The following is a 9,865-nucleotide window of genomic DNA, read 5'->3' as shown; positions in this document are numbered from 1 at the left end:
CGGCGGCGGTCAGTCCGGGGCGGACCACCGAGGCGGCGGCTCCGGCGAGCCCCACCCCGGCCGCGGCCACGGCATGGGTCAGCGCGCCGCGCCGGGTGTCGGCGGAGAGGCCGACCAGGCCGATGCCGATCGCGGCCACCACCGCTGGCCACGGGGCCGCCGCCCAGGGCAGGCCGAGCGAGGCCGGCATCGCCAGCGCGGTCAGGGCCGCACCGACGACGGCGAACTCGCGGCGTACCTCGGGCGGCGAGGCGAGGACGGCGGCGATGGTGAGCAGCAGGGCGGTGACGGCGAGTTGCCAGGAGGTGGCGCCCACCCCGGCGGCGAGCGTGCCGGGATAGTCGGCGAGGTCGGCCTCCCAGACCGGAAGGGCGGCCCGGATCGGTGCCATCGCGGCGCGCAGTGCATTCCCGGCCACCACCACGCCGATCACGACCAGGGCGGCCGCCGACGCCAGTTGCGGGCCTCGGCGGGCCGCCTCCGGCACCGCCCGTACGCCGAGTCCGGTGAGCGCGATGACGGCGGCGATCACCACCAGGGCCCGGCCCGGCAGGGCGACGGCGGCGACCCGGCCGGCGGCACCGATCACGGCCAGGGTCAGGATGGCGGCGCCGATGTCCGGGAACGGCGGCTGGCGCAGGGCGAGCGCGCCGGCCAGACCCACGGCGGCGGCCAGCAGCAGGGCGGTGCCGGCCCGGGCGGCACCCGGCACGGTGTCGGCGTTCATCAGCGCGGCGACCGCGCAGACCACGGCGGCGGTGAAGGCCAGGGCGTGCAGGGTCCAGGTCAGCTCCCGTACCCAGGGGGTCGGCGCGGGGCGGGCGCGCACGGTCCGGACCCGGTTGCCGGGCCCGCCCTGTTCCAGATCCACCTGGAGGACCGCGTCCGCCTCCTCCGGAAAGGTCTCCGGCCGGTCCGGTCCGAGGCCGTCCTGCTCCAGCGGTTCGGGGCCGTCCGGACCGGCTGGGCCGGTGGTCCGGGGAGCACGGTCGGTGCCGCCCGGCACCCGGGCCGCCGGGCCGGCGGTCCGGAACTCCTCGGCACCGGCCGGCCCGAACTCCCGCGCGGCGGGGCCGAACCGGAACCGGGCGGGCCAGCCGGTCAACCGACCGTCGTCGGTGAACAGCCGGCTGAGATAGAGGTTGCCGACGGCCACCGCCGTCAGCACCACGGCCCAACCGGTCGGACCGCGCAGCCATGAGTACGCCAGCAGCGGCAGGATCGGCTGGACGGCGAGCACCGCCGCGTACCGGGGGGCGTTCAGGCCGGTGGCCCCGGCGTACGCCGCCGCGACGACGGCGGTGAGCAGGAAGACCAGGCCCGCGAAGAGCGACCCGGGCAGCCCGCTGTCCCCGAACCGGTTGACCGTCCAGAGTGCGTAACCGACGAGGGGCACCAGGAGCAGGCCGACCGCCGCGACGGTCTCGGCGGTGGCGATCAGGCCCCGTTTGGCGATCCGGGGCGGCACGGCCAGCATCAACGCGGTCGCCAGCAGCAGGATGGCGACCCGGCTGAAGTCGTCCAGCGAACTGAGGGCCACGGCGGCGAAGACCACCGCCGCGATGCCGAGCAGCAGTGCGCCGAGCCCGAGCAGAATGTTCTGGACCTCGCGGGTCGACGCCTCGGGCCGGCCCGCCGGCCCCTCGTCCCAGGTGGGCTCCTCGCCCGGCGCGGGTGGCGGCGGTGGTGGCGGCGGGGTCATCCGGTCCGCCCGGCCGCCCTTCGGCTGTCGGGGTACCCGGGGCGGCGGCGAACTGGGCGTGACCGTCGGCGGGGTCGGGGTCATCGGACCGGCCGCCGCCGGACTCCGGCGGTTGGCCTTGCGGCGGAGTACCCGACGCGGCTTGGTGTTCTGCTTGCGCCGCTGGTCCGCCGCGTGCGAGAGGATGTCCCGCTGGAACAGCGCCGCCTGCATCTGGGAGGCGATCGTCTTCTGTTCCTTGGCGATCGCCGCCTCGCGGATCTTCATCTCCGCGATCGACCGTTCGATCCGGGCCAGGTCGTCCGGCCGTTCTGGCTGCTCGGCCCGGCAGTACGGGCATCGGGGCGCCGCCTCGATCTCCCGGCCACACGAGGAGCACTGGTACGTACTCACGGCACCCCCTCCAGCCGGCGCTGACGCCGCATTACGGGCTTCCACCGAAGCATGCCCAAGTCGGGCAAGCCTTGAACAGCCCCCGATCGCGTGCGAAGCCCGACTGAGGAGATCCTAAGAGTCCGGCCGTCGACCTGTTCGGGTCCACGGCCGGCAAGTCGGCGTCGAATTCATGATTGTCGCGCCGGGACCGCCGCGACGAGCGCGGCCATGAACGGGCTTCCTCTCTCAAGTGGACGTCGTTGCCGTCCCCGGCGTCGGCGTGTGGAGATCATCTATGCTCTGCGCGTGATCCCCCCAGCACTCGAGATCCGCGGCCTGGTGAAGACCTTCGGGGCGCATCGTGCGGTGAACGACATCGAACTGACCGTCCGCGCCGGCACGTTCCACGGCATCGTCGGGCCCAACGGCGCCGGCAAGTCGACCACCATCGGGATGGCGGTCGGACTGGTCACCCCGGATGCCGGGGAGATCCGGATCCTCGGCCACGACGCGCTGCGCGACCGCGGCGTGACCCGAGCGCTGACCGGCGTGCTGCCCGACGGCCTCGACTTCCCGGAACGTCTCACCGGCGCCGAGTTGCTGCGCTACAGCGCCGGCCTGCGCGGGCTGAACCGGGTCACGGCCGCCGACCGGGCCGCCGAGCTGATCGAGGTGCTCGGCCTGGCCAAGGGCGCCGGCACCCCACTCGCCGACTGCTCCACCGGTACCCGCAAGAAGCTCGGCCTGGCCCAGGCGTTGTTGCACGCGCCCCGGCTGCTCGTGCTCGACGAGCCGTTCGAGGCGGTCGATCCGGTCTCCGCGGCCACCATCCGCCGGGTGCTGCGCCGGTTCGTCGCCGGCGGCGGCACCTGCGTGCTGTCCACCCACTCGATGCTGCTGGTCGAGCAGATGTGCGACGAGGTCACCGTGATCCACCAGGGCCGGGTGGTCGCCGCCGGGGCGGTCGCCGAGGTCGCCTCCGGCGGCAGCCTCGAGGACCGGTTCGTCGAACTGGTCGGCGCCGACGCCTCCGGCAGCGCCGGACTCAACTGGTTGACCGGGTCACGATGAGCGCGGTCCCGTCCGCCCCCGGCCCGCTGGCCGGCGCCCTTGGCAAGATCGCGGTGCCGGCCCGGATGCGCACGGCGATGCTCCGTCGCTCGCTGCGCGAGCATCCGGGACCCACGGTGGCCGGCCTGGCCGGTCTGCTTGCCGCCGGCTGGCTGATCCGGTACGCGCTGCACGGCGACCGGCACACTCTCGCCCTGCTGGCCGGGGCGTGGGTTCTCGGCTGGATCGTGTTGCCGCTGCTGCTCGGCGGCGGTCGTGGCCGGGTCCGCCCGGCCCACCTGCGGCTGGAGTCGATCGGCGGTTTCCCGGCCGCGATCGGTCTGCTCGCCGCGTCGGCGATCGGCATCGGCCCGGTCGTCTCCCTGGTGGCGCTCGCCGCGCTGCCCGTGTACGCCGCCCGGTACGGTCCGGTCGCGGTCCTCGTCACCGCCGCCGGCGCGGTGCTGCTCTGGCTGCTCGGGCTGATCGGCTCGGCGATCGCGCTGGAGGTCGTCGGCCACGCCGGCGGGCCGGCGGGAGCGCTGCTCACCGGCATCTTCACCGGTACGGCGTTGGGTGTCGCCGGGTCGCTCTGGGCGGTCTTCCCGTGGGTGTCGGTCCTGCTGGTCGGGGCGCCGGACGAGGTGGTCCGGGCGATGGCGTACGTGCCGAGCGGCTGGCCGCTGTCCGCCGTGGCCGGGCCGGCCGACCGGGGCGCGGAGATGATGGCGGGCCTGGCGGGTGTCGTGGTGCTCGTCGCCGCCGCGTACGTCCTGCTGGTCCGCCGGATGATCGCCGCCGGGGTGCCGTTCCGGCCGCGCGGGATCACCATGGTCGGGCTTCCGCGCCGCGTCGACGGCGAGCCGGCCGGGTCGCCCCGGACCACGGCGGCGTCAACGGCCGGAGCTGGGCCTGAGCGGCGCGGCTGGTCGGGACGGGTGCCGGCCGAGACGCGGGCGGTCGCGGGGCGTGAGTTGCGTGCCTGGCTGCGGCACCCGCTGCGGTTGCAGTATCTGGCGTTCGCGGTGGTGTACGGCGCGCTGCTCGCCGGCCTGCCGCTGATGTCCGACGTGGCTCTGCTGCTGCCGTGGGCCGGGCCGTTCGCCGTGCTCGGCGCGGCGGCGATGTCGGCCGGGCTGGTCGGACTTGACGGCACCGCGTTGTGGCTGCCGTTCACCTCGCCGGGCGGCGAACGTGCCGAGGTCCGTGGGCGGGCCTTGGCGTGGCTGCTCCTGGTCACCCCGATCGGGGTGCTGCTCACCGTCGCCGGCATCGTCCTCGCCCCCGAGGTCGACCCGTTGGCAGCGCTCGCCACCCTGCCGGCTCTGCTCGGCGCGGGTGCCTCGGTACCGGTCTGGGTGTCGCTGCTGCGGGTGCGCCCGGTAGCCGACCCACGGCATCCCACCTCGGCCGACAACCCGACCGACATCGTCAGCGTGCTGGTCGCCACCGGGGGTGGGCTGCTCGCCGGGGCGCCGGTGCTCGCGCTGCTGATCTGGGGCCCTTCGGAGGTGGCGCCGCTGATGCTGCCGGTCGGGCTGCTCTGCGGTGCCGTGGCCTGGTGGGCTGGGATCTGGCTGGCCGACGACCGCCTCGCCCAGCGCGGGACCGAGGTGCTCGCCGCGGCCGGCCAGCGGAGCCGCCCCCCGGACACGGTGATCCCGCTGAAGTGGGACGTGGAGTGGTACCGGGAGAACCGGGCGACGGCGTGGGCGCTGGGCTTGCTGACGGTGGGATGGATCCCGGTGATCCCGCAGGGGGTGATGGTGCTGGCCTTCGGGATCGACGGCGGATGGATCGTGGCCAGTCACCTCGCGGGGGGCGCGCGTACCGCGGTGGGGTTGGGGATGGTCGCTCTGGGCGGCGCGATGCTGCTCGCCGGCCTGGTCCTGTGGGGTCGCCGGCCGCAGCCGGGCGGTTCCCCCCGCACCTCCCGACCTGCCTCAGCGACGACGGATTAGGCTGCGCCCAGCACGGCTACGGGCGGCCCATGCCCCGGTACTCCCAGCCGGCCTGGGTCCACAGTCCTGAGTCGAGGCAGTTGCGGCCGTCGACCACCCGACGCCCCGAGGCCAGTTCGCCCAGTGCGACCGGATCGGCGTTGCGGAAGTCGGCCCACTCGGTCAGTACGCACACCAGGTCGGCACCGCGTACGGCGTCCTCCATGCTGGCCTCGTACGACAGTTCGGGCCGCTCGCGGCGGGCGTTGTCCATGCCCTGCGGGTCGTAGACGTGCACGTCGGCGCCGGCCTTGCTCAGCGCGGCGGCCACGGCGAGCGACGGGGCGTCCCGGACGTCGTCGGAGTTGGGCTTGAAGGTGGCGCCGAGCACCGCCACCCGGGTGCCGGACAGGTCGGGACCGGCCGGACCGTACCTGCGGCCGAGCAGCTCGGCGGCGAGCTGGAGCACCCGGCTCCGGCGACGCAGGTTGATCAGGTCCACCTCGTGCAGGAAGCGCAGCGCCTCGCCGGCACCGAGTTCCTGGGCCCGCGCCTGGAAGGCCCGGATGTCCTTGGGCAGGCAGCCGCCGCCGAAGCCGACACCGGCCTGGAGGAAGCGGTTACCGATCCGGGGGTCGTAGCCGATCGCCCGGGCGAGCTGCGTGACGTCGCCGCCGGCCACCTCGCAGACCTCGGCCATCGCGTTGATGAACGAGATCTTGGTGGCGAGGAACGCGTTGGCGGCCACCTTGACCAGTTCGGCGGTGGCGAAATCGGTCACCACCAGCGGAACTTCGCGATCCTCGGTGGCGGCGAGGTCGAAGACGCCCTTGTGCGAGGCGTAGAGCATCCCGTTCGCCCACTCGGTCTTGACGCCCACCACGATCCGGTTCGGGCGCAGCACGTCCTCGACGGCGAAGCCCTCCTGGAGGAATTCGGGACTCCAGGCGACCTCGACCCCGAGGTCGGCGGCGGCGTGCTTGCCGACGAGTTGCTCGATCCACTCCGCGGTGCCGACCGGCACCGTGGACTTGCCGACGATCAGGGCCTTGCGGATCAGGTGCTGGGACAGTCCGGTCACCGCCGCCTCGACGTACGACAGGTCGGCGCCCATGCCGTCGGCCCGCTGCGGGGTGCCGACGCAGATGAAGTGGACGTCGCCGAAGACGGCGGTCTCGGCGATGTCGGTGCTGAACCGGAGCCGACCGGCCGCCAGGTTCCGCTTGAGCAGCTCGTCCAGGCCCGGCTCGTGGAACGGCACCTCGCCGCCGGCCAGTTTGGCGATCTTCTCGGCGTCGACGTCGAACCCGATCACCTCGTAGCCGAGTTCGGCGAAGCAGATCGCGTACGTCGCGCCCAGGTAGCCGGTTCCGAGGAAGGTCAGTCGCGGTCGGGCGGCCCCGGACGGTGGGGTCACCGCCGCTATCGTCGGCATGGGCTGAGTGCTGGGGTACGGGATCGTCACGCCTGTGTTCTCCGCTCGCAGTGGCGGCGCTTCATTGCGTCGCGGTCGGGAGGTCGGCGCCGGAGGAGAGCGCCGATGTCGGACATTGTGGGCCTTGTACACCTGGCTGTCGCGGCCGCGCGGTCGGCGAGTCGGCCGCCCGCGCGAGGGACGACAAGCGCTGAGCCTACGCGGACGGCGCTTCCCCGCGCACCTTCGGTCGGCATCTTCACAGCCCGCCCCACCACCTACGGGCCGCCCGCAGCGCCGCCTGGCCGGGCCGCCCGACCGGTGCTCCCTCCGCAGGGACGGACGTCGGGGCTATTCCCCCGATTCTTACTGATAGGCATACTTCGTGGCCAGTCCCGTGTCGTCGTCCTCCAAGATCTTGACCGCCGGAAATGCCTGGTCATAGGCTCCGAGCCACCCTTATGCCGATTCTGAAGAGAAGGGAACGAGAACTTCAGATGACAGTTCCGAAGTTCCTCCCGCACTTCCCTCCGAAGCCCTCGAACTCGGTCCTGGCCCGGCGACTCGGCGGTGCCGCCATCGCGGCGCTGCTGCTCGCCCCGCTGCCCCTGCTGCCCGGCACGGCGGCCGGTGCCCATCCCGCCCGGCCGTCCGGGCCGAACGGTTGCAGTCAGAATCCGGCGGCCCGGCTGGCCGACGTACCGAGCCCGGAGACGCATCTGGGCTTTCCGCTCGGCGTCGGCCAGGAACGGGTCGTCACCGATGACGAGATCCGCTCCTACCTCACCGCCGTGGACGGCGCGTCCGACCGGGTGATCACCGGCAACCTCGGCAACAGCGTGTTCGGCCAGTCGATGCCGTACGCGATCGTCTCGGACTCGACGCACCTGCGCCGCGGTGAACTGGCGAAGATCGCCGAGGACATCCGCGACCTGCGTGACCCCCGCAAGTTGTCCGACCGGAAGGCGGCGGAGACCGCCGCGAAGGGCCCGGCGATCGTCTGGATCACCGGCAACGTGCACGGCGGCGAGAAGTCCGGCGCCGACGCCGCGCTCAAGACGCTGTACGAACTCGCCGCCGGCCTCTCCTGCGACGTACGGGCCCGCAACGACAACCTCGTCACGATCATCGTGCCGACCCAGAACCCGGACGGCCGGGACGCCACCCGGCGGCAGAACGAGTACGGCTTCGACCTGAACCGGGACTGGTTCGCCCGCACCCAGCCGGAGACCGACGCCAAGCTGGAGCTGCTCCGGCGCTACCCGCCGCAGGTCTACGTCGACGCGCACGAGATGGGCGGCCGGGAGTACTTCTTCCCGCCGAACGCCGACCCGATCCACCACGAGATCTCCGACGAGGTCGTCGACTGGATCAACCGGATCGGTGCGGCGAACGGCGCCGGCTTCGGCTACAACGGGGCGTGCACCGAGACGGTCACCACCGAGTGCTACTTCAACTACGACACCTACGACATGTTCTTCATGGGCTACGGCGACACGGTGCCGGCCACCGGCTTCGGTGCCGCCGGGATGACGTACGAGAAGGGCAGCTCGTCGGCGGTCCAGGACCGGGTGCAGCAGCAGTTCAACACCCAGTGGGCCACCCTCGGCTGGGCCTCGGCCAACAAGCGCGAGGTGCTGTCCGGCTACTACGACATCTGGTCCGACGCCCTCGCCGAGGGCCGGGCCGGCGCGTTGCAGCCCAACGAGGTGGTCCAGCCGACGAACGAGGTCCAGTTCCCGGTCCCGGACCTGACCGTCCGGTCGTACTTCCTGCTGCCGGACCGGCAACTCGGCGACGTGCGGCAGCTCGTCGAGCGGCTGCGCCGGATGGACGTCGAAGTGTACGAGCTGACCCGGTCTTTAAAGGTGCCGAACGCGCGGGTCTTCGGCGGCCGGTCGGCCCGGAACCTGACGGTGCCGGAGGGCGCCTACTGGATCCCGATGGACCAGCCGCAGAAGCACTGGATCCAGGCGATCATGGGCGAGGACCCGTACGTGCCGTTCCCGTACTTCTACGACGTCTCGTCCTGGAGCAACCCGCTGCTGATGGGCGTCCGAACCGTCTACACCGGTGACCGGCTCTCGCCGAGGGCGGAACGGGTCCGGGACATCGACGGCGGGCGGGACGGCAGCGCGCCGAGGCACGGCTCGTACGCGTACCCGCTCGACTCGGCGGCGGCGGCCGAACTCACCTTCGCGCTCCTCCGCGCGGGTGTGCCGCTGCGGCGCGACCAGGCCAGCGGCGTCGTCACCCTGCCGGCGGCCAGCCTGACCGGTTCCCGGGACCGGCTGGCCCGGTCGTTCGGGGTGACCCTGACCCCTCGGCGGACCCCGGCCGGCGGAACCGCGCTGGCGCTGCCCGACGTCGGCCTGTACGCCGGCACCGGCATCTCCACCACCTCCGGTTCGCACGGCGAGGCCCGGTACGTGCTCGGCAAGCGGTGGGGCCTCGACCTGAAGCCGGTGACCACGGCGGACATCAACGACAACACGTCGGCGTTCACCGGCCGGAGCGTCCTGCTGGTGCCGGACGGCAGCAGCGCGACCGGTGGACTCACCGCCGCCGGTCAGGCCAACCTGCGGGCCTGGGTGGCCGGCGGCGGCACCTACCTCGGGCTGCGCAACCAGGGCACCCGGATGGCCCGCGCCGCCGGGCTCACCTCGACGACCGAGGTGGCGAAGCCGGCCGACTACACGGTGATCGGTTCGCATCTGCGGGTCGACGTGGACCGGGACAGCCCGGTCGGGTTGGGCCGGCCGGCCGAGGACTTCGAGTTCAACAACAACGACTCGATCCTGCGCCCGTCCACCACCGGGACGAACGTGTTGACGTACCCGGCCGACGACCGGTTCTGGCTCAACGGGTACACCGTGCACGCGGACGCGCTCAAGGGCACGGTCGCGCTGGTCGACGAGCCGACCGGTGCCGGCCGGGCGGTGCTGTTCGCGTTCAACCCGCTGTTCCGGGCGTACAACGAGTCCGGCCTGCACCTGGTCGCGAACGCACTCCTGGCACCGCACCCGACCCCGGCGGCCTCGCCGTCACCTGGCGCACGGGCGACGGCTCCGGCCGTACCGCCGGCTCGGGCCTCCGCCGCCGCGACGCCGGCACCGGAGAACCTCGGCGGCGAATGGCGCCCGATCACCATCCAGGTGGCGGCCACCGACCTCGACCGCACCCGCGCCATCGTCACCCGCCACACCGCCGACGCCCGCACCGCCACGGCGGACGGCTCGGCGTACCTCACCATCCCCAACCCACAGGGCCTGTCGTCGGACGAACATCCGTTCCTCCGCGACCTGGTCCGCGAACTCCGTACGGCGGGGATTTTGTTGCGGTCCGTCGTCGCGTAACGCTGTAAGTCTGTAAGGAAGGGCCCCT

At 73.0% G+C, this 9,865-nt stretch carries 4 protein-coding genes and 1 pseudogene; 3 read left to right on the top strand and 2 right to left on the bottom strand.

The genetic code is table 11. The features are described from left to right. Window positions 1-2,095 (bottom strand): annotated as a pseudogene (locus I0C86_RS15575) (SCO7613 C-terminal domain-containing membrane protein); the annotation flags it as partial. 288 nt (window positions 2,096-2,383) lie between these two features. Here I0C86_RS15575 and I0C86_RS15570 point away from each other — a divergent pair. Both I0C86_RS15570 and I0C86_RS15565 read left to right on the top strand, forming a co-directional pair. Continuing rightward, window positions 2,384-3,148: an ABC transporter ATP-binding protein gene (locus tag I0C86_RS15570; protein ID WP_323373654.1), complete on the top strand. Its 765-nt coding sequence runs from the start codon at window positions 2,384-2,386 to the stop codon at window positions 3,146-3,148. Then, a complete protein-coding gene (locus I0C86_RS15565; protein ID WP_196201943.1) occupies window positions 3,145-5,088 on the top strand; it encodes a hypothetical protein in 1,944 nt (647 codons plus the stop codon). Before I0C86_RS15570 ends, I0C86_RS15565 begins: the two co-directional genes overlap by 4 nt. Window positions 5,089-5,104: 16 nt before the next feature. Here I0C86_RS15565 and I0C86_RS15560 read toward each other — a convergent pair whose 3' ends face one another. Continuing rightward, window positions 5,105-6,532 carry a UDP-glucose dehydrogenase family protein gene (locus tag I0C86_RS15560; protein ID WP_196201942.1) on the bottom strand — a complete coding sequence of 476 codons (1,428 nt, stop codon included), beginning with the start codon at window positions 6,530-6,532 and terminating at the stop codon, window positions 5,105-5,107. 446 nt (window positions 6,533-6,978) lie between these two features. Between I0C86_RS15560 and I0C86_RS15555 the strand changes: the two genes are divergently transcribed. Then, window positions 6,979-9,837, top strand: coding sequence for a M14 family zinc carboxypeptidase (locus I0C86_RS15555; protein ID WP_196201941.1), 2,859 nt, complete (start codon window positions 6,979-6,981; stop codon window positions 9,835-9,837). Window positions 9,838-9,865 lie beyond the last annotated feature (28 nt).

Source organism: Plantactinospora alkalitolerans (assembly GCF_015690345.1).
GTDB classification, from domain to species: domain Bacteria; phylum Actinomycetota; class Actinomycetes; order Mycobacteriales; family Micromonosporaceae; genus Plantactinospora; species Plantactinospora alkalitolerans.
Note: the sequence above shows the minus strand (reverse complement) of the source record. Positions and strands in the feature narration are given on the sequence as shown.

What these genes read in the sequence shown, in the direction of transcription:
- I0C86_RS15565 (WP_196201943.1), top strand. Translation starts at nt 3,145, where the DNA reads ATGAGCGCGGTCCCGTCCGCCCCCGGCCCGCTGGCCGGCGCCCTTGGC.
- I0C86_RS15555 (WP_196201941.1), top strand. Translation starts at nt 6,979, where the DNA reads ATGACAGTTCCGAAGTTCCTCCCGCACTTCCCTCCGAAGCCCTCGAAC.